The organism is Pseudomonas capsici (assembly GCF_017165765.1).
Lineage (GTDB): Bacteria > Pseudomonadota > Gammaproteobacteria > Pseudomonadales > Pseudomonadaceae > Aquipseudomonas > Aquipseudomonas capsici.
In genome coordinates, this window is the sequence record NZ_JAFGZD010000022.1 from 1 (window position 1) to 26168 (window position 26168).

General features: G+C 58.1%; 26 protein-coding genes and 3 pseudogenes. 14 read left to right on the forward strand and 15 right to left on the reverse strand.

Features of this window, described 5'->3' with window-relative positions; genetic code table 11:
- Positions 1-77: 77 nt before the first annotated feature.
- The 3 genes and pseudogenes from JSY17_RS21860 to JSY17_RS21870 all read left to right on the forward strand — a co-directional run.
- Positions 78-338: pseudogene (locus tag JSY17_RS21860) on the forward strand (DUF2931 family protein); the annotation flags it as partial.
- Between the two features lie 262 nt (positions 339-600).
- Entirely contained in the window at positions 601-2112 is a 1512-nt protein-coding gene (locus JSY17_RS21865) for an RNA-binding domain-containing protein (protein ID WP_206403063.1), read from the forward strand.
- Positions 2113-2834: 722 nt separating this feature from the next.
- Positions 2835-3062 carry a DUF6124 family protein gene (locus JSY17_RS21870; RefSeq protein ID WP_371874974.1) on the forward strand — a complete coding sequence of 76 codons (228 nt, stop codon included), beginning with the start codon at positions 2835-2837 and terminating at the stop codon, positions 3060-3062.
- A gap of 120 nt (positions 3063-3182) precedes the next feature.
- Here JSY17_RS21870 and JSY17_RS21875 read toward each other — a convergent pair whose 3' ends face one another.
- Positions 3183-4100, reverse strand: coding sequence for a LysR substrate-binding domain-containing protein (locus tag JSY17_RS21875; protein WP_206403062.1), 918 nt, complete (start codon positions 4098-4100; stop codon positions 3183-3185).
- An 87-nt stretch (positions 4101-4187) separates the two neighbouring features.
- Between JSY17_RS21875 and JSY17_RS21880 the strand changes: the two genes are divergently transcribed.
- The gene (locus JSY17_RS21880) at positions 4188-5279 is read left to right on the forward strand and encodes a tartrate dehydrogenase (protein ID WP_206403061.1); all 1092 of its coding nucleotides are present in this window, start codon (positions 4188-4190) and stop codon (positions 5277-5279) included.
- Positions 5280-5289: 10 nt separating this feature from the next.
- On the opposite strand, the gene JSY17_RS21885 is transcribed toward JSY17_RS21880, so the two are convergent.
- Both JSY17_RS21885 and JSY17_RS21890 read right to left on the reverse strand, forming a co-directional pair.
- A complete protein-coding gene (locus JSY17_RS21885; RefSeq protein WP_183133969.1) occupies positions 5290-5649 on the reverse strand; it encodes an I78 family peptidase inhibitor in 360 nt (119 codons plus the stop codon).
- 153 nt (positions 5650-5802) lie between these two features.
- Positions 5803-6687, reverse strand: a complete 885-nt coding sequence (locus JSY17_RS21890) for a LysR family transcriptional regulator (RefSeq protein WP_200999542.1) — start codon at positions 6685-6687, stop codon at positions 5803-5805.
- A gap of 160 nt (positions 6688-6847) precedes the next feature.
- Between JSY17_RS21890 and JSY17_RS21895 the strand changes: the two genes are divergently transcribed.
- From JSY17_RS21895 to JSY17_RS21905, 3 genes are all read left to right on the forward strand, one after another.
- On the forward strand, positions 6848-7492 hold the full coding sequence (locus JSY17_RS21895; protein ID WP_117166351.1) for a hydrolase: 645 nt from the start codon (positions 6848-6850) through the stop codon (positions 7490-7492).
- 190 nt (positions 7493-7682) lie between these two features.
- Entirely contained in the window at positions 7683-8186 is a 504-nt protein-coding gene (locus tag JSY17_RS21900) for a GAF domain-containing protein (RefSeq protein ID WP_200979377.1), read from the forward strand.
- 1 nt (position 8187) lies between these two features.
- Entirely contained in the window at positions 8188-8868 is a 681-nt protein-coding gene (locus JSY17_RS21905) for a hypothetical protein (RefSeq protein WP_206403060.1), read from the forward strand.
- A 118-nt stretch (positions 8869-8986) separates the two neighbouring features.
- On the opposite strand, the pseudogene JSY17_RS26165 reads toward JSY17_RS21905, so the two are convergent.
- Together JSY17_RS26165 and JSY17_RS26170 are read right to left on the reverse strand one after the other, a co-directional pair.
- Positions 8987-9136: pseudogene (locus JSY17_RS26165) on the reverse strand (general stress protein); the annotation flags it as partial.
- 3 nt (positions 9137-9139) lie between these two features.
- A pseudogene (locus JSY17_RS26170) lies at positions 9140-9229 on the reverse strand (general stress protein); the annotation flags it as partial.
- A 285-nt stretch (positions 9230-9514) separates the two neighbouring features.
- On the opposite strand from JSY17_RS26170, the gene JSY17_RS21915 reads away from it, so the two are divergent.
- The gene (locus JSY17_RS21915) at positions 9515-11326 is read left to right on the forward strand and encodes a putative bifunctional diguanylate cyclase/phosphodiesterase (protein ID WP_206403059.1); all 1812 of its coding nucleotides are present in this window, start codon (positions 9515-9517) and stop codon (positions 11324-11326) included.
- 102 nt (positions 11327-11428) lie between these two features.
- Positions 11429-12214 (forward strand): sulfite exporter TauE/SafE family protein, encoded by a 786-nt coding sequence (locus JSY17_RS21920; RefSeq protein ID WP_206403058.1) that lies wholly within the window; start codon positions 11429-11431, stop codon positions 12212-12214.
- Here the strand turns inward: JSY17_RS21920 and cysC are convergent.
- Positions 12198-12797: an adenylyl-sulfate kinase gene (cysC, locus tag JSY17_RS21925; RefSeq protein ID WP_206403057.1), complete on the reverse strand. Its 600-nt coding sequence runs from the start codon at positions 12795-12797 to the stop codon at positions 12198-12200. The genes JSY17_RS21920 and cysC overlap by 17 nt on opposite strands.
- Positions 12798-13026: 229 nt before the next feature.
- On the opposite strand from cysC, the gene JSY17_RS25765 reads away from it, so the two are divergent.
- A complete protein-coding gene (locus tag JSY17_RS25765; RefSeq protein WP_117184083.1) occupies positions 13027-13218 on the forward strand; it encodes a hypothetical protein in 192 nt (63 codons plus the stop codon).
- A 249-nt stretch (positions 13219-13467) separates the two neighbouring features.
- Here JSY17_RS25765 and JSY17_RS21930 read toward each other — a convergent pair whose 3' ends face one another.
- Entirely contained in the window at positions 13468-13680 is a 213-nt protein-coding gene (locus JSY17_RS21930; protein ID WP_117166359.1) for a hypothetical protein, read from the reverse strand.
- 195 nt (positions 13681-13875) lie between these two features.
- Here JSY17_RS21930 and JSY17_RS21935 point away from each other — a divergent pair, with 195 nt between their 5' ends.
- From JSY17_RS21935 to JSY17_RS21945, 3 genes are read left to right on the forward strand one after another with little or no spacing between them, the layout of a single operon-like run.
- A complete protein-coding gene (locus JSY17_RS21935) occupies positions 13876-14253 on the forward strand; it encodes a termination factor Rho (protein WP_206403056.1) in 378 nt (125 codons plus the stop codon).
- Between the two features lie 12 nt (positions 14254-14265).
- On the forward strand, positions 14266-15390 hold the full coding sequence (locus JSY17_RS21940; protein ID WP_206403055.1) for a DUF3182 family protein: 1125 nt from the start codon (positions 14266-14268) through the stop codon (positions 15388-15390).
- On the forward strand, positions 15374-16144 hold the full coding sequence (locus JSY17_RS21945; protein ID WP_117184086.1) for an alpha/beta hydrolase family protein: 771 nt from the start codon (positions 15374-15376) through the stop codon (positions 16142-16144). The genes JSY17_RS21940 and JSY17_RS21945 overlap by 17 nt, the downstream gene beginning before the upstream one ends.
- Before the next feature lie 8 nt (positions 16145-16152).
- On the opposite strand, the gene JSY17_RS21950 is transcribed toward JSY17_RS21945, so the two are convergent.
- Entirely contained in the window at positions 16153-16392 is a 240-nt protein-coding gene (locus JSY17_RS21950; RefSeq protein WP_206403054.1) for a PLDc N-terminal domain-containing protein, read from the reverse strand.
- Positions 16393-16615: 223 nt separating this feature from the next.
- Here JSY17_RS21950 and JSY17_RS21955 point away from each other — a divergent pair, with 223 nt between their 5' ends.
- Complete coding sequence (locus JSY17_RS21955; protein ID WP_117184087.1) at positions 16616-17242, forward strand: Yip1 family protein; 627 nt, start codon at positions 16616-16618, stop codon at positions 17240-17242.
- Between the two features lie 67 nt (positions 17243-17309).
- Here JSY17_RS21955 and garD read toward each other — a convergent pair whose 3' ends face one another.
- The 7 genes from garD to JSY17_RS21990 form a co-directional block, all read right to left on the reverse strand.
- A complete protein-coding gene (gene garD / locus JSY17_RS21960) occupies positions 17310-18863 on the reverse strand; it encodes a galactarate dehydratase (protein WP_117166365.1) in 1554 nt (517 codons plus the stop codon).
- 10 nt (positions 18864-18873) lie between these two features.
- Complete coding sequence (locus JSY17_RS21965) at positions 18874-20250, reverse strand: MFS transporter (protein WP_200979387.1); 1377 nt, start codon at positions 20248-20250, stop codon at positions 18874-18876.
- A 167-nt stretch (positions 20251-20417) separates the two neighbouring features.
- Complete coding sequence (kdgD, locus tag JSY17_RS21970; RefSeq protein ID WP_206403053.1) at positions 20418-21329, reverse strand: 5-dehydro-4-deoxyglucarate dehydratase; 912 nt, start codon at positions 21327-21329, stop codon at positions 20418-20420.
- 300 nt (positions 21330-21629) lie between these two features.
- Positions 21630-22379: a FadR/GntR family transcriptional regulator gene (locus JSY17_RS21975; RefSeq protein ID WP_117184320.1), complete on the reverse strand. Its 750-nt coding sequence runs from the start codon at positions 22377-22379 to the stop codon at positions 21630-21632.
- Positions 22380-22476: 97 nt separating this feature from the next.
- A complete protein-coding gene (locus tag JSY17_RS21980) occupies positions 22477-24204 on the reverse strand; it encodes an ABC transporter ATP-binding protein/permease (protein WP_206403052.1) in 1728 nt (575 codons plus the stop codon).
- A 90-nt stretch (positions 24205-24294) separates the two neighbouring features.
- A complete protein-coding gene (locus JSY17_RS21985) occupies positions 24295-24858 on the reverse strand; it encodes a response regulator transcription factor (RefSeq protein WP_117166370.1) in 564 nt (187 codons plus the stop codon).
- Positions 24855-26114, reverse strand: coding sequence for an ATP-binding protein (locus tag JSY17_RS21990; RefSeq protein ID WP_117166371.1), 1260 nt, complete (start codon positions 26112-26114; stop codon positions 24855-24857). The genes JSY17_RS21985 and JSY17_RS21990 overlap by 4 nt, the downstream gene beginning before the upstream one ends.
- Positions 26115-26168: the final 54 nt, after the last annotated feature.

The following is a 26168-nucleotide window of genomic DNA, read 5'->3' on the forward strand; positions in this document are numbered from 1 at the left end:
GTTTGAGCCTTGTGTCAATCTATGTTCATGCGTGTCAAACTTTATTGTTTTGTGTCAATCTTTATTGTTGAAAACCATCAACCCACCAGCGCTGTGCGCAGACGCCGGAAAAGGCTGCTCGTTTTACGGCCTTGGTAATCCTGGGTCTTGCTCCTGGCGGTATCATCCAGGTGTGGGTGCGGGACAGTTGCAACAACGCCATCAAAGTCGCCCGCGCTCAAGCTGATGTAGAGCCGTTGGGTCCACATCTTGGCAAGTCGGGCGGCAATTACTACCCACAGCCGGAAGCCTCCAAACGCTACATTGAGAAATATGGCATTCCCTACGGTAGCTGGTGATTTGCCTGTGAATGCTCTACTCAGGCGGGCGGTTTCATCCGGGAAGGCGTTATCTCTAACGCCACAGATACTGTGAATGACGGCAGCACACAGTTGGACAAAATGCTCGGCGCCAACCTGGGCGTGGTGCTGGATGCCCTGAATGACAACCTGTGGACACAGGGTAAGGCCGATGGAACGCCGGATTGGCCAGCATGCTCGTTCATAAGGGATAATGCCCCCTGCTACACGACTTATAGACAGCAACACCTAGAGACGTCTAATGACCCTTGCCGAGCTTCATCAGATCCTTGCCCGTGGTGAGGACAGTCGCCATCAATTCAAGCGCGACTTCAGCAATATCGATGCCTTGGCAGCCGAGTTGGTGGCGCTCGCCAATACGTGCGGTGGCTATCTGCTGATTGGCGTAGAAGACTCCGGCGCGGTGAGTGGGTTGGATGTCACCGACGTTGCGCGGCTTAATCAACTGCTCTCGAATGCGGCTTCGCAGAACGTCCGCCCAGCGATCAATCCATTGTCAAGTAACCTTCAGACCGAGCACGGGCTGGTTATGGTGGTGGCAGTCGAACAAGGACTGAATAAACCCTATGTCGACAACCAGGGTCGTATCTGGGTAAAGAATGGCGCCGACAAACGTCGGGTCACGGCCCGTGAAGAGCTGCAGCGTTTGTTCCAACAAGCCGGGCTGGTGTGCGCCGATGCGGTACCGGTCGCGGGCAGCAGCGTGGCGGATATAGACGCCAAAGCGCTTGGCGAGTACTTCCAAAGACGCTTTCGGCAGAGCCCCGAACAGACAGGTTTGGAAACCACCCGCATATTGGAAAATCTTGGCCTCGCCAGTGGCGACACACCCAATTTGGCCGGTTTGATGCTCTTCGGCAAGACGCCACAACGCCTTTGCCCCGCGTTCGATATAAAGGCCGTGGCGTTTCCGGGCACGGTGCTACATGACCGCCACTACCTCGACAGCGAAGACATCGACGGCGACCTGCAGGAGCAGTACCGACGCAGCCTTGCCTTCATCAAGCGCAACCTGCACCACGTGCAGCGCCAGCAGGGCTTCAATACCCTCGGCCAGCTTGAAGTGCCGGAGGAGGTATTTGAAGAACTGCTGGTCAATGCCCTGATCCACCGCGACTACTTTGTCAGCGCCTCCATCCGGATCATGATCTTCGTCGATCGTATCGAACTGATCAGCCCCGGGCACCTGCCTGACGTGCTCGATACCGAGAAAATTCGATTTGGCCTGTCCAACCGTCGTAACCCGACGCTCACCTCCCATGCTGTGCACATTCTCCCCTATCGCGGTTTGGGCACCGGCATCCCGCGCGCTATCGATGCTTGGCCAATGATCCGGCTGGAGGACGACCGGCAGAGTAATCAGTTCAAGGTGGTAATTCAGCGCGCCGTTGAAAAAGGGCCTCTTTCGGGTCCAAGTGGGGACCAAGTAGGGACCAAGTCGGGACCAAGTGGGGACCAAGGAGAGACTGAGTCCGCTGCCGAAGAAGAACAAGCTGAAACTCGCCTGTCTTTGCAGCAAGAGCAGATAACGCTGCTGTCCAAGATGACAGGCGACCACACTGCGCCAGAGCTAATGAGCTTCGTCGGGCGCAGCAACCGCAGCAAGTTCCGCGAGCAGGTTTTGGCCCCACTACTGGCGCTTGGCGTGGTCGAGATGACCATTCCAGACAAGCCCAACAGCAGCAAGCAACGCTATCGCCTGACTGCGGCCGGCCAAGCGCTAAAAGCCGAACAACGCTCCCTAGGCTCCTGAACCTGGCCATCCTCGAACAGCGCAGCAGCGTCGCGGGCAACTTGCTGGACAGGCTGTTGCACAGCCTGGGCTACGGCGCTAACCGTCAGGCGCTGCAGCAAATCGGAAAACCGCGCCACATTCTTCATCAAAAATGGCGCAGTTCTAAAAACTGCGCCACATTCTTCATCAAAAATGGCGCAGTTCTAAAAACTGCGCCATAACTGCGCCATAACTGCGCCAACAACCGCTAGACGTTGCAAACTCCGCAATGTATTCAATCCCTGAAATACTCAGCAGCATCCGGGATGCGGATTGACATTGCCCAAGCACCCTGAAATTGCCAGAAGAACAGCCAGATCTTAGAGCTCCGGTAACGACACTCTGTCGCAGCAGCTATCCAAACCAACACCCCGCTCACCAACAGCAACACTTTCCCGAAAGATCCCTCCCTTTCCTTCGCACGAAATTTCCGAGAAAATCCCAACCGCTTGCGCCCATGAAATCCGGTCACTACTCTCCCTCCGTCGCTGCATATTCAGCGAACGGGTTTAGTCGCCCGGGATGACTGGCGCACTGCGCCACCTTTTGCGAGGCGCTTTTTTACGGCCTGCATTTATGGTGGCCGTGCGTAGGGCACCTTCGGGTGCGCCGGGTACCAGTCTCCGGTCGACTAACCTGCGCATGGCCGCCACCCATCGTTTAGTCGCGAGCATGGCGGCTCCACTTCTGACTGGAGTTTCATGATGCTCAAGATCACACCGGATCCACCCTGTCACCTCTCCCCTCGTTACCTTGAAGATGCTCTCGTGCGTGCTTCCGAGCTATTGAGTTGTGCCGCTGCCACAGCCTATGAAAGCGGCGACCGTTTGAGCGGTTCACATCGGCATCTGGCCTTGTCTGTCGTCCATCTGGTGGAGATGGCCAAGGCCGAGGTTGATCGTTCGCTGGAGGATCTTTCGGTTCGTTGATGTGTGGATTACAAAACCTGCATTGCGCAGGTTTTGTATTTGCTCAGGCTTTTCGCCAGCAAGCTGCCTCCCACACGTGTTGTTTATGCCTTAACAGATCGGCATTAGCCCTGTTGCACATCACAAAAACCTCTCCCCCAACTCCCGCCCCAAAAACCGCGCAAACGCCGATATCCGCTGTGGCACATGCTGTCTGTGCTGGTAAACCACATAAACATCCGCCAGCGGCGCGTGGTATTCGGGCAGTACGGCAATCAGTTCTCCACGGGTCAGATGTTCCTGTGCATCCCAGCGTGAACGCAGGATCAGGCCATGGCCGTCCAGGGCCAGGCGCATGGCGACTTCGCCGTCGTTGCTCGACAGGCTGCCGGAGACTTTCTGGCTGTATTCGCGTCCATCGCGGGTGAAGCGCCAGATGGCGTAGTCGCTTTCGTATTGTTTGAGGACGATGCAGTTGTGTTGCGCCAGCTCGGCGACATCCTGGGGTGTGCCTGCGCGTTCGAGGTAGGCAGGTGAGGCGCAGAGGATGCGGGGGTTGTCGAGCACATGGTGGGCGATCAGGCGTGAGTCCGGTGGCTCGCCCACACGGATGTCGATGTCGATCCCCGCATCCAGCAGGTTGACCGGCTGGCTGGACAGTTGCAACGACAGTTCCAGGTGCGGGTGCTGTGCAGCGAACACCGACAGCAGCGGCGCGATGTGGCGTCGGCCAAAGCCGAACGAGGCGTTGATGCTCAACTTGCCGCGCAGCACCGGCTGGCGGTTGTCGAGGGCGCTTTCCAGTTCTTCCAGTTGGCGCAGGATTGGCCGGGCGCCTTCCAGGTAGAGCAGGCCTTCGGGGGTCAGGTCCAGGCGGCGGGTGGTGCGTCTTATCAGTTGCACGCCCAGGCGCTGTTCAAGCTGGGTCAGGCGTTTGCTGACGGCAGGCAGCGACAGGCCCAGTTCCCGGGCAACGGCGGTCAGGCTGCCGTGGGTGGCCACGCGATTGAAGAAGCTGAGGTCATCGATGTTGGTGACCAACTCTTTACTTGAATTCAAGAATGGATTTCCCGCAGGTCAAATTGTGCTCGGCAGGCGAATGAATACACTGGAGTGCATCACCTGACAAGCACGAGAACCGCTGCCATGACTCAATACAATTACAAGATCGCCGTCATTCCCGGAGACGGTATCGGCAAGGAAGTGATGCCCGAAGGCGTGCGCGTGATGGACGCCGTCGCGCAGAAGTTCGGGATCGGTCTGCAATGGGACTGGTTCGATTTCGCCAGCGCCGACTATTACCTCGCGCACGGCAAGATGATGCCGGATGACTGGTTCGAAACCCTCAAGCAATACGATGCGATTTACTTTGGCGCGGTGGGCTGGCCGGATGTGGTGCCGGACCACATTTCCCTGTGGGACTCCTTGCTGAAGTTTCGTCGCGACTTCGATCAGTACGTGAACCTGCGCCCCTGCCGGCTTATGCCCGGCGTGAAAGCACCGTTGGCCGGTCGCAAGCCGGGGGATATCGATTTCTATGTCGTGCGGGAAAATACCGAGGGCGAATATTCCAGCGTCGGCGGCACCATGTTTGCCGGTACCGAGCGGGAGGTCGTGATTCAGGAAACGGTGATGACTCGCGTCGGCGTCGACCGCATTCTCAAGTATGCGTATGACCTGGCCCAGAGTCGGCCCAGGAAGCATCTGACGTCAGCCACCAAATCCAATGGTATCGCCATCACCATGCCGTACTGGGATGGGCGCGTCGTGGAGATGGGCAAACAGTACCCTGATGTGAAGGTCGACAAGTATCACATCGATATTCTCACCGCGCATTTCGTGCTGCACCCGGATCGCTTCGATGTCGTCGTCGCGAGCAACCTGTTCGGGGACATTCTTTCCGATCTGGGGCCGGCCTGTACCGGCACCATCGGCATTGCGCCTTCGGCCAATATCAACCCGGACCGGACTTTTCCCAGCCTGTTCGAGCCGGTGCATGGTTCGGCACCGGATATTGCAGGCAAAGGCATCGCCAACCCCATCGGACAGATCTGGTGCGGCGGCATGATGCTGGAGCATTTCGGTCATGCGCAGGCCGGGGCTGCCGTGCTGTCGGCGATTGAAGCAGTGCTGGCCCAAGGGCCGGAGAATGCACCACTGACACCTGACCTGGGTGGTACGGGGTCAACGGTCACGCTGGGCAAGGCCATCGCGGAACAGGTGCAACGCGGGGAATAGATGCGCGTTGTTACTGGCAGTAAATGTCCTCGATGCGATTCTGCCCGTTGACCTCGATGTTAAGCCGCAACGGGCTGTAGCTCAGGTCTCTGGGGCCACCGCTTGAGGTGATGCGCGAGCTGGGCGCACGGGCGAGTCGCTCGATCTCTCTTCTGTTTTCCGGAGTGAATTCTTCGCCAAGCAGCGCAGAGGCTCGGGCGGCGTAGCAACCGTATACGGTCATCTTGCCGTGAGTGGATTTGGCAGGTGCGGGGTCAGGCTCGACCGGCTGTTCACTGGCGAAAGAGCGCTCGGCGGGCAGGACAAGAAGCAGGCAGAATACCGTCGCGGCGAATGCACGCATGCGAGGTAAAGGATTGATTTTTTCCATAAAAAGAAACTCCGAAGTGGCTGTGAGACATCGCATCCCACAATCAGTTCGTCACGAACCCGCGCTGCATAGCCCCAATAGCAAGACGCCTGTCTTTCCCTTGAATGGAATTTCCGACCGATATGGAATTTAGCCGCGAGCATGGCGGCACATTCAATCACTCAACTCATGCACCAGAAAATCCAGAAACGCCCGGGTCTTCAAAGGCACACGCCGGGCGGACGGGTACACCGCATTGATGGAAATCGGCGGGGCCTGCCAGTCGCACATCACCGGCACCAGTCGCCCCTGTTCCACGGCCTTTTCGACGATGAAAGTCGGCAGCAAAGCGATGCCCATGCCCGCCTCTGCCGCTTGCGCCAGCAGGTCGCCGTTGTTGGCGTGCAGCGGGCCGGTGACGTGGACTTTCTGGGTTTCCTTGCCGTTGCTCAATTGCAGACTGACGCCGCTTTGCAGGTAGCCGTAGTTCAGGCACTGGTGCGCAGCCAGGTCGCGGGGCACTTGTGGAGTACCGGCGCGAGCCAGATAGTCGGGTGATGCCACCAGCATGCGTGGTGCCGGTGCCAGATGGCGGGCGACCATCGAGGAGTCGGCCAGGCTGGCAATGCGGATGGTCACGTCAAAACCGCCCTTGACCGGATCGACCTGCTGGTCGCTGAACACCAGTTGCAGCTCCACCTTGGGATGCTGCGCATGGAATTTGGGGATCAACGGCCCCAGCCGACACAAGCCGAATGACATGGGGGCGTTGACCCGCAGCACACCATGCACTTCCCCCAGACCGCTGCGCGCCCGCTGTTCGGCCTCGTCCAGCGAGGCCAGCACTTCACGACAGGCATCGTAGTACTCGGCCCCGGCTTCGGTCAGATGCAGGCTGCGGGTGGTGCGCAGCAGCAACTGCACGCCCAGCGCTTCTTCCAGCGCCTGGATCTGTTTGCTGACTTTGGAGCGTGGGACATCCAGCACTCGAGCGGCCGCAGCAAAGCCATTGGCGTTCACCGTGGCGACAAAAGTGCGCATGCACTCGATGCGATCCATGACTGTCCCTTATATAGAAACAATGAGTCTCGATTTTAGGGAATTGTCTCAACAACCGCCAGTCCGTAAATTTACTCCCAAGCCAGCAAGCAAACGCCAGACAGGCAAAACGGCTAACCCTTTAACGATTCGTACTGACTCAACTTGAAAGGAAATCATCATGTCCAAACTCGAACTGCTGAACCCGACCAACTCCGCTCTGATCCTGATCGACCACCAGCCGCAAATGGCATTCGGCGTGCAGTCGATCGACCGTCAGACGCTGAAGAACAACACTGTAGGTCTGGCCAAGGCCGCCAAACTGTTCAACGTGCCGACCATCCTGACCTCGGTGGAAACCGAAAGCTTCAGCGGTTATATCTGGCCGGAACTGCTGGGCGTGTTCCCTGATCAGCAGCCCATCGAGCGCACATCGATGAACTCCTGGGAAGACAGGAAGCTGGTGGAAGCGGTCAAGGCGACCGGGCGCAAGAAGCTGATCATCGCCGCACTGTGGACCGAGGTCTGCCTGACCTTCCCCGCTCTGGAAGCCATGGCCGAAGGCTACGAGGTGTATATCGTCACCGACGCGTCGGGCGGCACGACCAAGGAAGCTCACGACATGTCGGTACAGCGCATGGTGCAGGCCGGCGCGATTCCGGTGACCTGGCAACAAGTGCTGCTTGAGTACCAGCGCGACTGGGCACACAAGGAAACCTACGACGCCGTGATGGCACTGGTTCTGGAGCACAGCGGTGCTTACGGCATGGGCGTCGACTATGCCTACACGATGGTGCACAAGGCACCGCAGCGGACCGTTTCCTGATACTCGATTGCAAAAGCGCCGGCGCGTCTCTGTGACACGCCGGCGTTTGTCGTTTTGCCGTGACAGCCTGTCGCGTGACGTTAATAAGCCATGAAGCCTTCGAGCAAATATGTCACGATCAAGCCAAGCCGCAACGGCAAACCAGAGATCAACAGACTCGACATACCGCAACGCCTCGGAGTACAGCATATTGAACAGCAAATTGACGGCTGCAGAACTGGCCGTGATCAGTGAAATAGAAGCGACATCCAGCCTCTTGAAGCTGGTAACGCGGCTGACCGGCTTGAGATTTGCTGCCATCGCCAAGGTGACCGAGACCAACTGGGTCGCCTGCGCGGTCTGCGACGAACTCCAGTTCGGTGTCGAGCCCGGCGGTGAGCTTGAGATTGAAACCACCATCTGCAACGAAATCCGCGCCAGCCGCCATATCGTAATGATCGACGAAGTGGCAACGGACCCGGTGTATGCCAACCATCCGGTGCCGAAGCTCTACGGCTTCCAGAGTTACTTTTCCATGCCGATCATTTTTCCCAATGGCATGTTCTTCGGCACCTTGTGCGGTCTTGACCCGTTGCCGGCCAAGCTTGGCAATCCGGAGACCGTCGATACCCTGAAGGTTTTCTGCACCTTGCTGGGCAGTACGCTGTATGCCCATGAGCAATTGCTGGAAGGTCAGGTGGAGATGAGCTGTTAAGGTGTTCACTCCTGCCCGGGCATCTGAAATGTGGCCGAAAGCCGTTCTCCCGGAGAATGGCGATGCCGCTATCGGGCAATTACTGAGCGCATGGCTGGACTCGGTCCAGCGCTATATCGGCATGCTGGCTAACGACAACTGCTGGTGGCATAACGAACGCGCCAATGTCAGCACTCTGGCCGGCGCGGCATGGTCAATCGGCTGGGTAGCGCTCGAGGAATATCCCACGCGCAAACATCGCCCCACGACCTCGCATATAGATCAGTCCGAAACAGGTGGGCGTGGACGCTGCGACCTTTACATCAGCAACGACCAAGAGGATTTCGCTTTCGAGGCCAAGCATGCCTGGCAAAGACTCGACGGGGCGGATGTCGTGAAAGTCGCGATGGATGCAGCAAGAAAAGATGCGCTGGCACTCAAGCAAGGAGAGGCCGAGCGTCATTTCGCCGCGACCTTTATCGTACCGTTCCTGCCAAAAGCAGAGGTTCAAGGCATGACGGAGGAAGACTTGCGAGGGCGACTCAAGGAGTGGCTGGACAGTCAGAATACGTTTATCGGCGACACGCAACGAAACATTGCCTATGCCTACACCTTTCCGGGAACAGGCAGGGAATCATGGAGTAATGACATAAACCATTTCCCTGGCGTGGTGCTGGTACTGGAAGAGGTCCCTGTCGCGTAAAGATGAAGACCAACGCCCGCACCGCTTCTGCGATACGGGCATTCAGGCGGACGACGAGTCCACAGCTGCCTACGGCGAACAAGAAAAACAATCACGTTTCCTGCCCGGTCCTTTACGTTTATTCATCACTGCCTTTATTGCTGCTCTGACCACCCTTCTTGCCTGCTTCGGAAGCCTTTTCAGGATCATTGGCGAAATTGCCGCCAGAAGCCTGACCACCTTTCTTGCCGGCTTCGGATGCCCGATGAGGGTCATTGGCGAAGTTGCCGCCCGATACCTGACCGCCTTTCTTGCCGGCTTTGGATGCACGCTCAGTGTCGTTGGCGAAGTTGCCGGGATTGTTGTCTCCAGTGTTAGCCATCTCCCTATCCTCCAGGGTTAGTCGACCGCTTTAGTGCGTGTCGTATTCATTGAGAGGGGAGGAAAAATCTGTCGATCCATGAAAATCGCTTCTCTTCGACGAGTGGTAAGCACTGCGCTTCCTCGCTACAGGCCACGGCTATCAAGGCTTGCAGGTTTCCTGAAGGTAAAAATATTTTTCTTCGGAAAACCTTGTTACTCGGCGATCAAAACAGTGGCACCAGTGTCTGATAGAGTGACCCTGCGTAGTGGCAATTAGTCACCACCCTGTTGATTCGAGAGTTTTATGAGCACCGGCGCCCCCCTTCCGCTGAACGAAACGCAACGTTTGCTACGTATTACCGAACTGTGCGTGCTTGAAAACACGGTGGATGAGGTCTTCGAGGAGATCGTGGCGATGACCGCCGAGTTCTTCCAGGCCCCTATCGTGCTGATTTCCATCGTCGACGAACATCGACAGTGGTTCCGCGCACGGGTTGGCCTCAAGGCTCAGGAAACGCCGCGTGATGTCTCGTTCTGCGCCTATGCGATTCACTCTCCCGACTCACTGGAAGTAGTCGACGCCACGCTCGACGAACGTTTCAAGGACAACGGCCTTGTCACCGGAGAACCGGGCATTCGTTACTACGCAGGGGCACCGCTGATTACCGACGACGGTCTTGGCCTCGGCACGCTCTGCGTGATCGACACCGTACCTCGCGAGGCCATGAGCGAGCGCGAGGCGTTGATGCTCAAGCGCCTGGCCGGGCTGGTGATGAAACGTATCATCGACCTGCGTCGCAGTTGCTTCGTCGACCAGACCACCGGACTCTACAACCGTCTGCGTCTTGAAGAAGACATTCTGCTGGCGCTCAAAGCCGGTAAAGAGATGCGCCTGGTGGCCGTCGACATGATCACGCCCGAATTCCTCAACAATATCGTCAAGGCCCTGGGCTATAGCTTCGCTCAGGATCTGGTCGTGGCCATGAGAAACCGTCTGCAGGCGATGCTGCCGTCAAGCTGTCCTCTCTACAAGATCAGCCCGACACGCTTCGGCTTTCAGTTGCCGGGCGACATGCCGGACGAATCGATCTATTGCGCCATTCTCGAAGACCTTCAGTCTCCCGTGATCTGCCACGGCATTCCGGTGCAGATGCAGGTCGGCCTTGGCATTGTGCCTTTGCTGGTGGGCCAGGCAATGGAACAGGACTGGGTGCGACTGGTCATCAGTGCCGCCGACGATGCCCGTGCCCGTCAGGTTGGCTGGGCCTTGTACGAGCCGCACATGGATGCAACCCAACAACGCTCGTTCCAGCTTCTCGGCTCACTGACCAGTGCCGTGCATGCCCACGATCAATTGCGCCTGGTCTATCAGCCACGCATCGATCTGGCCTCAGACGAATGCACATCGGTCGAAGCGCTGCTGCGCTGGGTTCATCCGACCCTGGGTCCCATCGGGCCTGCCGAGTTCATTCCCCTGGCTGAAAAGACCGCGCTCATGCGCTCCTTGAGCCTGTGGGTGTTGCAGACAGCTGTCGAGCAAGCTGCCAGCTGGCAGCGCAAGGGTTTCAATATCCGGGTCGCCATCAACGTGACGCCTGACGACCTGACAGGACCGGTGTTCACTGACCGGGTGATCTGGCTGTTGAAAAAACATGACATTTCCCCCGAACACTTCGAGCTGGAGTTCACCGAAAGCGCGTTGATGCAGAATCCGAGCGAAGTCCGCAACCAGCTTGAACGCTTGCGCGAACTGGGCATGCATATCGCTATCGATGACTTCGGTACGGGCTACAGCAACTGGAATTACCTGCGGCAGCTACCCGCCACAACCGTGAAGATTGATCAGTCACTGATGCGCAACCTCAACGTCGAAGAGGCGGACCAGCGTCTGGTCAAGGCCTTGATCGGCCTGGCCAAGAAGCTGGGCTATTGCGTGGTGGCCGAAGGTATCGAGACAGAAACCATCCGCAAACTGGTCAAGCAATGGGGCTGCGATGAAGGGCAAGGCTATCTGATTGCCAGGCCCATGGAGGCAGACGCTCTGCTGAGCTGGTTGCACCCCAATCAGATCATGCACATTGGCACTGAGGTAGCGCCTGAAATCCGCACCCTGTAAAAACGGTTATAACCTTAGACCACATCTTCATAACCGATCAGTACATAAATCGTTATGCTGCCCGCCGGTTTTTACCTGACAACAGGTCTTACAGGGTCATATATGGACGTCGGCGGTCTGGGTTTCGTAGTAGCGGGATTGGTGGTCGGTTTCATTGTCGGTATGACGGGTGTAGGTGGGGGCTCATTGATGACGCCCATTCTGCTCTGGTTCGGTATCAATCCGGCGACAGCCGTGGGCACGGACCTGCTCTATGCCGCCATTACCAAGTCCGGTGGTGTGCTGGTTCATCAGAAAAACAAAAACATCGACTGGAAGATCACCGGCTGGCTGACGATGGGCAGCGTGCCGGCGGTATTGCTGACCTTGTGGTTTCTAAGCTCGCTGGACTCGGCACCCGATGCCCTGAATGCAATCATCAAGCAGGCGCTGGGCGTCGTCCTTCTGTTGACGGCCATGGCCGTACTGTTCAAGAAAAGACTCCTGGCGTTTGCCCATAGTCGCGACAATGGAATTTCGTTCTTCACCGGTTCGAGCCTGAACGCACTGACGGTAGTGACCGGGCTGATTCTGGGCACCATGGTGGCCCTGACGTCCATCGGCGCTGGCGCACTGGGCACGGTGGCGCTGTTCATTCTCTATCCCTTGCTGGCCACCCGGCGTCTGGTGGGCACGGAAATCGCCCATGCCGTTCCGCTCACGCTGGTCGCAGGCCTCGGGCATGCCAGCATGGGCAACATGAACTGGGAATTGCTGGGCTGGCTGCTGCTGGGTTCATTGCCCGGCATTTACCTGGGCAGCCATATGGCCGGGCGCGTATCCGATGAACTGCTGCGACCCTTCCTGGCAATCATGCTGGGGATGATCGGCTTCAAACTGGCGTTCTGATCGCAGCCAGAATCCGGCTGACGGCTTCTGGCACCGCAAGCTCGGAGGTATCGATCGTCACGGCGGCACTGTGCGGTGCTTCATAGGCGCTATCGATACCGGTCATATTGGGGATCAGCCCGCTCCGGGCCTTCTTGTACAGCCCCTTGGGGTCTCGCTCTTCGCACACCTGGATCGGCGTGCTCATGTAAACCTCGGTGAAATCGTCCTCACCGATCACCTGCCGGGCCATTTCCCGCTCCCGGCGAAAGGGCGAGATAAACGCGGTAATCACGATCAGCCCGGCATCCATCATCAGACGGGCCACTTCGGCGACCCGGCGAATGTTTTCCACCCGATCTGCATCGCTGAACCCCAGGTCCCTGTTCAGGCCCTGGCGAACATTATCGCCATCGAGCACGTAAGTTCGCTTGCCCTCGTCATGCAGGGCCTGCTCCAGAGCATCGGCAACGGTCGATTTGCCGGAACCCGACAGGCCGGTAAACCAGATGACCTGCCCTGTATGGCCATTGAGACGCTCTCTGCCCTGGCGGGTGATGCTGAGCGCCTGACGATGGATATGCGGCTGGTTTTGATTGGCCATTATCAGACCTGTCCTTCTCTTTTAACCGGTCCCTGACAGTACCGCTTCCGGCACCCGTGCCGCTGGATGTTATCAACAAGTTGATCCCGATCAAGAGAGCGAAGACACGCTCATCGGGAGATGTAATTTGTTGTAGCCCAATCGGAGTTTTAGGTGCAGGATTTCGTGCGTCAACTTTCCGTGCCGGTGACTCGGCATCTGCTCACCTTACAAAATGGAGATGCGTACAATGCTTATCCGAATTGAAGAAGGTAATCACGGGGCAAACTGGGTAGTGAAACTGGACGATTACCCAGTGACCTGCCGGAGCTGGCAAGAGGCCAGGGAGTTCGCAGAGCGAATGAAATCGCGCATTGATGCGCCTCATCCCCTGCCACGCTCTACCCGACGAGCAACACCGGAACGCGCCACTGCAACCTGACACCTCCTCACCCACCCTCCGGTGCTTGACGGATAAACGCCGGGGGGCCGCTTTTGCTGAATCGAACCCGCTATTTTCCGGGCATCACGCCCTCTGAATCCATTCTCGTTTTGCCAACATTCATTTCACATCCTCTTCACGTTTGGCTCTGTACATTCACATCACTCCTTTGATGAATCCCATTTGGCCCGCCGTGTTGTGGGCCATTTTTTTGCCTGCGAAAAACCGGGCCACGCCTCGTGAACCGCTTTATTCGCCCTGACTGGCAAACGCGTTTTCCTGCACAGCAACCGATTTACCCCTGGCTGCGCCGCTCAGCAGACTGCTCTCGCTCAGTTGTGCCAGACGCTCACTTCCGGTGCCGCTGACAATCGTGCTGCTCCATTGCGCCACAACGGTCGCCATCCAGCCGAACAGGAACAAGGCAACAACCTGCAACGCCCACTTTGCAATTATCGACATGTGTTTTCTCCATAACGGATTGGTGATGGCGAGGATATAAACATCCCTGCATTGCAGAAGAATTGCAGAAAACGGCGTTTTATCCACCCCAGTCACTCATCTCGTCGAAGGAACTCCGGCAGACAACCTCGCTTCATAACCCATGAGGCCAGAGCAATCCTGTCCAGGCTGTTTCACTACGAGAGGAGAAATGTCATGCCCACCTCGAACAAAGACCTGTACACCGCCAAACAGAAACGCAAGGCCGCTCGCATCGAAGAAAGCTACGAGCAAAAAGGCGTGCCCAAAGACGAAGCCCAGGCGCGCGCATGGGCTACGGTGAACAAACAGTCCGGTGGTGGCGAGCGCAAGGGCGGTTCGGGAACCCGCACCTCGGCGAGAGCCAAGACCGAGGCGCGTCAGGACTCGGCCAAGCGTGCAGCCGAAACCAGACAAGGCATACCGCGCAACGATCTTCCCCTGGAAGAGCAGACCAGAAACGATCTGATGCTGCGCGCACGAGCATTTGAAATTGCCGGTCGCTCGGCCATGAACAAACAGGAACTGATCCAGGCCCTGAAAAAGGTCTCATGAAGGAGTTGTCTTATGAGCGGGTCAAGAACAGGCACGACCAAAGCCGAAGTTGTTCTGTTAGCCACGCACAAGCAGCTCGCCCCCCATGAAGTCGTGGTTCATCAGGTACTGGCACGCCAAATAGCCCGGCTTCTGGGAGCGGTATTTGTCGGGCTTCATGACAGCACGGTGCATAAAGGCCCCGGTCTGTACTTCATACCGTCCGATACCCTGATCGGCGCGGACATGAGCGATGCCCTGGACATCCGCTCGGTAGACGATCTGTTCGGCGGTCTGGCCAGCGAACCGTTCATGGCCACCAAGGCCATTTCTCATCCCCTGCCTGAAAACTCTTCGACCCGGCCAAGCGGCTGGTCCGATGAGTTTCACCGCCAGGCTGGCGCTGCCGTACTCACAGGCTTCACGACTTTCGACCTGAACGACGCGCTCGAGGCAGGCACGCAATTACTGGCCAACGGCCCGGTGCGGATAAAACCGGTACTGGCCACTGCAGGCCGGGGGCAGATCGTGGCCCGCTCCGAAGAGGAACTGGCAAACGCCATCGCCGAACAGGATAGCGACGAGGTCCGCCACTGGGGTCTGGTGGTGGAGGAAAACCTGCAGGACGTGGTCACTTACAGTGTGGGTCAGGTACAGGTGGCGGGCATGACCGCCAGCTACCATGGCACTCAGAGCCTGACCACCGATAATCAGGGTGAAACCGTCTATGGCGGCTCCCGGTTGTGGATCGTACGCGGCGATTATGACGTGCTGCTCAGTCAGGACCTGGACGCCTCGGTGAGGCAGGCCGTGGAGCATGCCATGGTCTATGACCGGGCAGCCTGTAACTGCTTTCCCGGTCTCATCGCCTCACGACGCAACTACGATATCGCTCAAGGCACCAATGCCCGGGGCCAGGTGTGCTCCGGGGTGCTTGAGCAGTCCTGGCGCATCGGGGGTGCCAGCCCGGCAGAAATCGAAGCATTGACGGCCTTCGCGGCGGACCCTGCTCTGCAGCGTATTCAGGTTTCTACCCACGAAATCTACGGCCAGACCCGCCTCCCCGCCAACGCCCGCGTTCTCTATGAGGGCGACGATCCTCAAGTGGGCTTCATCACCAAATTCGTACAGGTCGAGCCTTATGAGTGTGCGCAGTGAAAGCATCGAGATAGACGTTGAAAACCAGTCCATTTCCGGGACGATCCTCACTCCCGGCGCCAGGATACCCGGCATCCTCTTCGTTCATGGCTGGGGCGGCAGTCAGCAGCGCGACCTGGCCCGCGCCAAGAACATTACCGGACTTGGCTGTGTATGTCTGACCTTCGACCTGCGCGGTCATGAGCGCACCCATGAACTGCGCGCCACCGTTTCCCGCGAGCAAAGCCTGAACGATCTGCTGGCGGCCTATGACCGGCTGGCCAGCCATCCGGCCGTGGACAAAGAAGCGATTGCCGTTATCGGCAGCAGTTATGGCGGGTATCTGGCCGCCATCCTCAGCGCCATGCGCCCTGTCAGGTGGCTCGCGCTGCGCGTACCGGCGCTGTACTGGGATGCCGACTGGGAGATGCCCAAGCAAGAGCTTGATCGTGACAAGCTGGCGCATTATCGACGCTCGGCACTGACCGCCGCCGACAATCGCGCCCTTGCCGCCTGCAAGGACTTCAAGGGCGATGTACTGCTGATCGAGTCAGAACAGGACGACTACGTGCCCCATGCCACGCTGATGAGCTATCGCAGCGCCTTCGAGCTGGCGCACTCGCTGACTTATCGGCTGGTGGATGGCGCCGACCATGCGCTGAGCAGTGATATCAGCCAGAGCATTTACAGCTCCATGCTGACCAACTGGATCAGCGAAATGGTCATCGGCGCACGGTTGGTCAATTACCCTCACCATTCGGCGAAGTATTCCTGAAGCTGGCCTCAATACTTGCTGGCTTCCTGAGCCGGGTTGGCAGGCTTGGAGACATGCCGTGGGCCAGTCAGCACCCACAACAGCACACCGATGACCGGCACGGCCACAATCACGACGATCCACAACAGTTTGTTGCTGGAGGACGTCTCGCTTTTACGTACCCGCAATACAGCCCAAATATCGGCCAGCACAATGAGTGCGACCAGCAAAGCAAAGAGCCATAAACCACTTTCAGATATCCAAGGCATTTGAAACCTCCCACCTGTTTGAACAGAGGCCACCGAACAGGCGCCCTTGAAATAGAAGAGGTCCGCACAAGCCGGAAAGTTCAGAGAAGTAGGAAAACTCGATGCGTTCATGGCTCCGATGGTCCCATGGAGCGAAACCATTCAGGCATCAGCCATTAAAGTCGACGGGGGCTCGCAGAAGACCGGGAAAGTTGCGGGCAGACACTGAGCCGAGGGGTAAGCCATGAGCACGCCATTGATCGTCAAACTTTTCACCCAGCCCAGAGATGCCTGGAAAACCGCCAGATACAAGGAGGAACAGGAACCCCGGCACTACCTGCCCCATCTGATACTGCTGGCGCTGATACCGGTCGTCTGCCTGTATATAGGCACCACTCAGATCGGCTGGAGTCTGGCTGAAGGTGAAAACGTGAAGCTCAGCACCAAGAGTGCATTGCAGCTCTGCGCCTTGCTGTATGTGGCTTTTCTGATCGGGACGATGATTATGGGAGGCTTCATTCGCTGGATGTCTCGCACCTTTGAAGCCCGACCGACTCTCAACCAGAGCATCGGCTTTGCCACCTACACCACAACCCCCTTTTTCATCGCCGGTATTGCAGGCCTGTACCCAAGTCGCTGGCTGGCCATTCTGGTGCTGGGGATTGCTTCGATCTATTCGACGCTGCTGCTGTTCGTGGGCATAGCCCCTTTCATGCGCCTGCCCGAAGGCAAGGCTCCGCTCTACGCCGCAGCGATCTGGGCGGTAGGGCTGCTGGTGCTGGTCACGATTCTGGTATCGACGATTCTGCTTTGGTACAACGGCCTGACGCCGGAGTATGTGCGCCATTCGCTGGGAGAGGTGGAGGGTTGAGGGGGCGCGAATGAATTCGCCTACCGGATTTCCCCGTGCAGGAGCGAATTCATTCGCGAAGCGTCTGTCAGGTGATCGGAGCCGGGTTGAACAACGTGATGTCGTTGTGCAGCCGGTAATGCTCGGTCCAGGTCTTCTTCTTGCCGCTGGCCACGTCCAGATAGAAGTGGAACAGCTCCCAACCCAGGTCTTCGATGGTCGCGCGACCGGTTGCGATACGTCCGGCGTCGATATCGATCAGGTCGGGCCAGCGCTGGGCCAGCTCCGTGCGGGTCGAAACCTTGACCACCGGGCTCATGGCCAGGCCATACGGTGTACCACGTCCGGTGGTGAACACATGCAGGTTCATCCCGGCAGCGAGCTGCAAGGTGCCGCACACGAAATCACTGGCCGGCGTGGCGCAGAAAATCAGACCTTTGCTCTTGAACCGCTCGCCTGGGCCGAGCACGCCGTTGATGGCGCTGTTACCGGACTTGACGATCGATCCCAGGGACTTCTCGACAATGTTCGACAACCCGCCCTTCTTGTTGCCCGGCGTGGTATTGGCGCTGCGATCCGCTTCGCCCTTGGCCAGGTAACGGTCGTACCAGTCCATCTCGCGTACCAGTTCCTGCGCGACGGTTTCGTCTTGTGCGCGGGAAGTCAGCAGGTAGATGGCATCGCGTACTTCGGTCACTTCGGAAAACATCACCGTCGCGCCAGCACGCAGTAGCAGGTCCGAAGCGTAACCCAGTGCCGGGTTGGCAGTGATGCCGGAAAACGCATCGCTGCCGCCACACTGCATGCCCAGAATCAGTTCAGACGCCGGCACGGTTTCGCGACGACGCTGATCCAGCTTTTTCAAGCGCACTTCAGCCAGTTCCATGATCTGCTCGACCATTTCATTGAAACCATGGCTGGCATCCTGAAGCCGGTACAGCCATGGCTCGCTGAGATCCACGGAGCTGTCGTCTTCATGCATGACCTGCCCGGCCTGCAACTTCTCGCAGCCCAGGCTGATGACCAGCGCTTCGCCACCCAGATTCGGGTTGCGTGCCAGGTTACGAACGGTACGGATCGGAATGTAGGCATCCGTCGCCGAAATCGCCACACCACAGCCGTAGCTGTGGGTAAGAGCCACCACGTCATCGACGTTGGGGTAACGCGGCAGGAGTTCGTCGCGGATGCGCTTGACCGCAAAATCCAGAACACCGGTCACGCACTGGACTGTGGTGGTGATGCCCAGGATATTGCGTGTACCCACGGTGCCATCGGCGTTGCGGTAACCCTCGAAGGTGTAACCCTCCAGCGGCTCCCCCTTTTCCGGTACCGCATCGGACATCGGCAGGCTGTCCAGAGCTGGCGCAGAAGGCATGCGCAGCAGGTCTTCCCTGACCCAACTGCCACGAGGAATAGGCTGCAAGGCATAGCCGATGGTGTGGCCGTAACGAATCACGGCCTCCCCTTCGGCCAGATCCACAGTACTGACCTTGTGGCTCTGCGGTACGTTATCGACAGTCACCAGCCCGTTGTCGAACTCGGTTCCGGCTGGAACGCCCTGGTCATTGACCACTACCACCACGTTATCCAGCGGATGCAGCTGGATGTACCGTGGAGAGTCGGCATGTTGAATCAGGTTCATCACGGTTACCTCAGGATTTGGCTTGTGAAAGGTCGCTGGTCTGGTCGTCCAGCAAAGGCCCCTTGGTTGGCGGCTCTTTCAATTCCACTCGCTTGATTTCACCCACTATGAAGATGTAGCTGATTACCGCCAGCAGCGCGTTCGCGCCGACGAACACCAGTGCCCACTTGAAGGAACCTGTGGAGCTGATGATGTAACCAATCACGATCGGAGTAGTGATCGAGGCAATGTTACCGAATGTGTTGAACAGGCCACCGCTCAGACCGGCGATCTGTTTTGGCGAGACGTCGGACATCACCGCCCAGCCCAGCGCACCTACACCTTTACCGAAGAACGCCAGCGCCATGAAACCTACGACGACCCATTCGATATCGACATAGTTACAGGTGACGATGGAAGTCGACAGCAGCAGGCCGCCAATGATCGGAGCCTTGCGGGAGAAGGTCAGCGAGTGGCCTTTGCGCAGCAGGTAGTCGGAGATGACACCACCGAGCACACCACCGATGAAACCGCAGATGGCCGGCAAGGACGCGATGAAACCGGCCTTGAGGATGGTCATGCCGCGTTCCTGCACCAGGTACACCGGGAACCAGGTCAGGAAGAAGTAGGTGATGCCGTTGATGCAGTACTGGCTCAGGTAGATACCGAGCATCATGCGGTTGGTCAACAACTGGCGAATGTAATCCCAGCGTGGGCCGCCTTTCTTGTCCTTGCTCTTGTCCTGGGTATCCAGATCGACCATGCCGCCGTTGCTGGCAATGTGCTCGATCTCGGCTTCGTTGATCAGCGGATGGTTACGCGGGCTGTAAATGACTTTCATCCACAGCAGCGAGAACACGATACCGCCAGCGCCCATGACGATGAACACATGTTCCCAGCCGAAGGTGTAGACGATCCAGCCCATCAGCGGAGCGAACAGCACCGTGGCGAAGTATTGCGCCGAGTTGAAGATCGCCGAGGCAGTGCCGCGTTCGGCAGTCGGGAACCAGGAAGCCACGATGCGGGCGTTACCCGGGAAGGATGGCGCTTCGGCCAGGCCCACCAGGAAGCGCAGCATGAACAGCGCGACGATTGCAGTGGAGACACCGAACTCACCCACATAGCCTTGCAGCAGGGTGAACAGGGACCAGGTGAAAATGCTCAGGGCATAGACTTTCTTCGACCCGAAACGGTCGAGCAGCCAGCCACCGGGAATCTGACCGGCCACGTAGGCCCAGCCGAATGCAGAGAAGATGTAGCCAAGGGTTACGGCACTGATGCCGAGGTCTTTCTGAATGCTTGAACCGGCAATCGCGATGGTGGCTCGGTCGGCATAGTTGATCGTGGTGACAAGAAACAGCATCAACAGGATCAAATAGCGGACGTGAGTCGGCTTGGACTTTTGCATGTGATTGAACTCCCACTCATTATTTTTTTACGCGGGTAATACATTTTTTTTGGGTCCAGCGATGCAGGCCCCTTAAAAGCGTCGGCGGCGACGACAACTTTTACCTGCATGGTCTTGCGGTCTAACGACAAAACCGCTGATTACTCAGCGGTTTGCCTGTAGCGGTGTTACTGCTTGCCTTGCTTGTCCATCAGCGCAGCCAGCATTTCGACTTCTTCGGCAGTCAGGTCAGTCAGCGGTGCGCGAACCGGACCTGCGTCGTAACCGGCGATTTTTGCGCCAGCCTTGACGATACTCACGGCATAACCGGCTTTGCGGTTACGGATTTCCAGGTATGGCAGGAAGAAATCGTCGATGTACTTGCCGACCGCTTCGTGATCGTCGCGAGCGATCGCGTGGTAGAAGTCCATCGCCAGCTTCGGAACGAAGTTGAATACCGCCGAGGAATAGACCGGAACGCCCAGCGCCTTGTAAGCGGCGGCATAGACTTCAGCGGTCGGCAGACCACCCAGGTACGAGAAGCGGTCACCCAGACGACGGCGGATCGAAACCATCAGTTCGATATCGCCCAGGCCATCCTTGTAACCGATCAGGTTCGGGTTGCGCTCGGCCAGTTTTTCCAGCAGCGGAGCGGTCAGGCGGCAAACGTTACGGTTGTAGACGACCACGCCGATCTTGACCGACTTGCAGACCGCTTCAACGTGAGCGGCAACGCCGTCCTGGCTGGCTTCAGTCAGGTAGTGCGGCAGCAGCAACAGACCTTTGGCGCCCAGACGCTCGGCTTCTTGAGCGTACTCGATGGCTTGACGAGTCGGGCCACCTACACCGGCCAGGATTGGCACGCTGGTTGCGCAAGTGTCGACGGCAGTCTTGATGATTTCGGAGTATTCGCTGGCCGCCAGGGAGAAGAACTCACCGGTGCCGCCTGCGGCGAACAGTGCACTGGCGCCGTACGGAGCCAGCCACTCAAGGCGCTTGATATAGCCAGCGCGATTGAAATCGTCCTGAGCATTGAAATCGGTAACCGGGAAAGACAGCAGACCGGAGGAGAGGATGGACTTCAGTTCTTGTGGATTCATTATTCGAACACCCTGTGGGACAAAATTATTAGAGGATCACCGGGGGGCAGATCCGATGTCGTAAGTCATCGTACAACTGAAAATAAAATGTCTCAACAGGGATTTGCAGGTTTTTCGGAACTAAAGCGATGAAAGGGCTTCGAGCCCTTTAAAGACGGGGGGTTACAGGATTTTTGACGGGAGGTGGTAGTTATAGGATCACTGAGAGCCTTGAGCTACAAGCTACAAGCTACAAGCTACAAGCTACAAGCTACAAGCTTTTGACTTGAAGCTTAAAGCTTGAGGCTTGCAGCTCACATCCTACGCCCTCTGCGACTCTGCCTCTTCATGTGCATGACGCAGGCGTTCGCGGCTGTTGGTGAGGTGCAGGCGCATGGCGGCGCGGGCGGCGTCGGCGTCCTGGCGGGCGATGGCTTCGTAGATTTCTTCGTGCTCGCGACTCAGGCGGCTCATGTAATGCTGCTGATCATCATGGGCCAGACGTGCCGAGTTCAGGCGCGTGCGTGGAATGATACTGGTACCCAGGTGGGTCATGATGTCGGTGAAATAACGGTTGCCGGTGGACAGCGCGATCTGCAGGTGGAACTGGAAGTCCGACGCCACGGCATCGCTGGCATGGGCCGCGCTTTCGTTCAGGGCATCGAGCGCCGCACGCATGGCGGCCAGTTGCTCATCGCTGCGACGCTGGGCCGCCAGCCCTGCGGACTCGACCTCCAGGCTGATACGCAATTCCAGAACTGCCAGCACATCACGCAAGGTGACGATGGTGGCCGGATCGATCCGGAAACCGCTGGGGCTCGGGATATCCAGCACAAAAGTGCCGATCCCGTGCCGGGTCTCGACCAGACCGGAAGCCTGCAGCCGGGAAATGGCTTCGCGAACCACCGTCCGACTCACGCCCTGCTCTTCCATGATGGCGGATTCGGTCGGGAGTTTGTCGCCGCGCTTGAGTTGCCCGCTGCTGATGCGCTCGGACAGTTCAGTCACCAGTTCCTGCGCAAGACTGCGGTGCTTTCTGCGTGCGCGAGGCGCAGCGGTTTGCTTTTCCATATCCAACATCGATCTCGGCACTGTTAACAAAGGCCAATCATAGCTCAGCGGTTATACGATAACACCCTGAAAACCGAAGGACGGGGACAGACTGAATTCAGACAAGATATTGCTGCGTTGTCTGTTCGAGCAACTTGCCCCCTTCCATCCGCAGATACCGATCATGAAAACGCTTGAGACTGCTGCGGTGCCCGATGCTGAGAAGCGTCATGTCGGGCAGCTCATTGATAAGTGCCTGATACAGCGCCGCTTCGTCTTCTTCGTCCATGGCCGACGTGGCTTCATCCAGATACAGCCACTTCGGCGCAAACAACAGAGCCCTGGCAAAAGCCACACGCTGCTGCTCGCCGGGCGATAGCAGGCGCTGCCAATGGTTTTCCTCGTCCAGCCTGGCAACCAGATGATCCAGACGGCAGGTGTGCAGCACCTCGACAAATCGCTGAGGCGGATATTGCTCAGCCGTCTGTGGATAACTCAGGGCTTCGCGCAGCGTACCAATGGGCAGGTAAGGCTTTTGCGGCATGAACATATAGCGCTCGTCCGGCAAGCGGATTTGCCCCTGTCCTTGATGCCATAACCCGCCCAGAGCGCGCAGCAAAGTGCTTTTGCCACTTCCCGAACGGCCACTGAGCATGACCCGTTCGCCGCCATGGATAGACAGACTGGCATCCCGCAGCAGTTCGCGGCCACCGGCAAGGCCCAGTCCAAGTGCCTGCAATTGCAAGACTTCACCGTCACGACCGAGAGCAATGGCCGAGCGATGCGCTTCATTGTCATCCATGCCCTGGCGGAAGCTGAGCAGGCGATCACAGGTTGCGCGCCACGAAGCCAGCGAGGCATAAGCCTCGATGAACCAGCTGAAGTTTTCCTGCACATTGCCAAAGGCCGAGTTGATCTGCATCAGATCGCCCAGCTCGATCTTCCCGGCGAAATACCGGGGTGCGGCGACAATGAACGGGAAGATAAGCGCAATCTGCGAATAGCCTGCAGTAAAGAAAGTGAGGCTTTTCTGCACCTTCATGATGGAGCGGAAGTTGCTCCAGATCATGCCGAAGCGATTGCCCAGCCGCTGCTTCTCGTTGGGCTCGCCATCGCACAGCGCGATGCTCTCGGCGTTTTCCCGCACCCGCACCAGAGCAAAACGCATGTCGGCTTCAAAGCGTTCCTGCTGGTTGTTCAACACGATCAGACGCCGTCCGATCAGGTGCGTCAGCCAGCTACCGACCACGGCATACACCAGCGCCGCCCAGAACATGTAGCCGTGAATCGTGAAACCCAGCACTTCGACACTGCCGGAAACGCCCCACAGGATGACCGAGAACGACACCAGACTGACCACGGTACTCATCAGCCCGATCCCCAGCGACAGGGTTCGGCTCGTGAACTGATCGAGGTCTTCGGACAACCGCTGGTCAGGGTTATCGGTGTAACCGGCCTGCTCCAGCTGGTAGTAATTCTTGTGGCTGAGCCACTTGGCAAAATGCTGCTCGGTGAGCCAGCGACGCCAGCGAATGGTGAGCATCTGCGTCAGGTAAAGGCGATACACAGCAACCAGAATCGCCAAGGCGGCAATCGCGCAGAAATACAGCGTCAGGTGAGTGAAAGACGCCAGGTCCTTCTTTTCCAGAGCGTTGTAGAAATCCCGGTACCAACTGTTGATCTGCACCGAAATTTCCACGCTGAACAGCGACAGGGCAATCACCGACGCCAGCAGCAACCAGGCCATGCGCCTGTCTTCGCTGCGCCAGTAAGGCGTGATCAGCTTCCAGACTCTGGGGAGGAACGTACCGCTCGGGGCGTCGTTGACTTCAGGATTGCGATTCATGGTTCAGGCCCGGCTTCTCTATCTGAAAGAAGAACAATGCCTGTTCACAATGAAGCAAAAACGCCCTCTGACCTCATGAATAAAACTTCATCAACGACGCACAGGACGCTTCTGCAATTTGCGCTGCAAGGTGCGGCGGTGCATGCCCAGCGCACGGGCCGTGGCCGAGATATTGCCTTCATGCTCGGTCAGTACCCGCTGAATGTGCTCCCATTGCAGGCGATCCACCGACATGGGGTTTTCCGGCACCAGGGTGTCCAGATTCGCATGCTCGGACAGCAGGGCCGCCAGCACGTCGTCGGCATCCGCCGGTTTGCACAGGTAGTTGCAGGCACCGCGCTTGATCGCCTCGACCGCCGTCGCAATGCTCGAATAACCGGTGAGGATCACCACGCGCATGTCGGGGTCCAGTTCCAGCAGCTTGGGCAGCAGCACCAGACCGGAGTCGCCGTCCATCTTCAGGTCGAGCGCGGCGTACTCGGGGATATCGTTCTGGGCAATCACCAGCCCTTCTTCGGCCGAACCGGCGGTGCTGACGCGAAAACCACGACGGCTCATGGCCCGTGCCATGACACGGGTAAAGGTTGCGTCGTCGTCGACCAGCAGCAAATGCGGAAGCTCTTCGCCTTCGACCTGGATGTCATCATCACTCATGCTTTATCTCCTTGAGTGTCACGAGGCAAGCGCAGCTCGGTGAGCGTGCCGCCCTCTTCATGACGGTAGAGTTTTACCGAGCCCCCGGCGCGGGTGACGCTGGCCTTGCTCAAAAACAGGCCCAGGCCAAAGCCTTTGCCCTTGGTGGTAAAGAATGGCTTGCCGATCTGCTCGGCAATGGCCAGCGGCACACCCGGGCCGTGGTCACGGATATTGATACAGATTTCCGCACTATCCCAATCCAGATTCACTTCCAGCCCGTCGGGACAGGCATCGGCGGCATTGTTCAAGAGGTTGAGCAGCGCCTGGGTGAGGTCAGGCGGCGGTGCCAGCATCGGCACATCGCCTTTGCCCAGCTGGAAAAAACGATAACTGACCTCAGGGCGCATCAGGTGCCAGCGGTTCAGCGACTCATCCATCCACTGGATCACCGTCTGATCTTCCACCGCCATGCGCCGGTTGGCTTCAGCAGCGCGCACCAGTTGCTGGAGTGTCTGCTTGCACTGCTTGACCTGTTCCTGCAGGACCGACAGGTCGTCCTGCAACTCGGGATTACTATGATCCTGACGCATTTCCTTGAGCAGCACGCTCATGGTCGCCAGAGGCGTGCCCAGTTCATGGGCCGCACCTGCGGCCTGGGTCGCGACGGCCAGCAATTGCTCGTCACGCAGGCCCTCTTCGCGGCGTACCGCTCGCAACTGCTCCTGACGACGCAGCTCTTCGGCCATCTTCGCCGCAAAGAACGTGATGACCGAAGCCGCCAGAGCAAAGCTGAGCCACATGCCATAGATCTGCATGTTCTCTCTGGAGATCGGATAGGTTTCCAGCGGATAGGAGCGGTACAGAAGCGCGGTATAGAGCGTCAGGGCGATACCGGACAGGATCAGGGAATAGCGCCATGGCAAGGTCACGGCAGCGATGGTCAGCGGCACCAGATAATAGGAAACGAACGGGTTGGTCGATCCACCGGAGAAGTACAGCAAGGCACTGTGGATGATCAGGTCCAGCGCCAGTTGCAGCGCATACTCCAGCTCCGTGACAGGCCAGGAGGTACGCAAGCGCACGGCCGTCAGCACGCACAGCGCGACCGAGCAGCCGAGGGTAATCGACAGCGGCAACCAGGGCAGCGGCAGCACATTGAACAGCCAGGCAATGCCGACCGAACCGGCTTGCGCAGCCAGCACCAGAGTGCGAATGAACGTCAGGCGCCACAGGTTCTGGCGCGAGGCTGAAAGCATTTGAACGGGGGCGAGCATGAGCTCTCCTGATGAGCGCTCCAGGCGGATCGAAACGAGTATAACCAAGCGAGA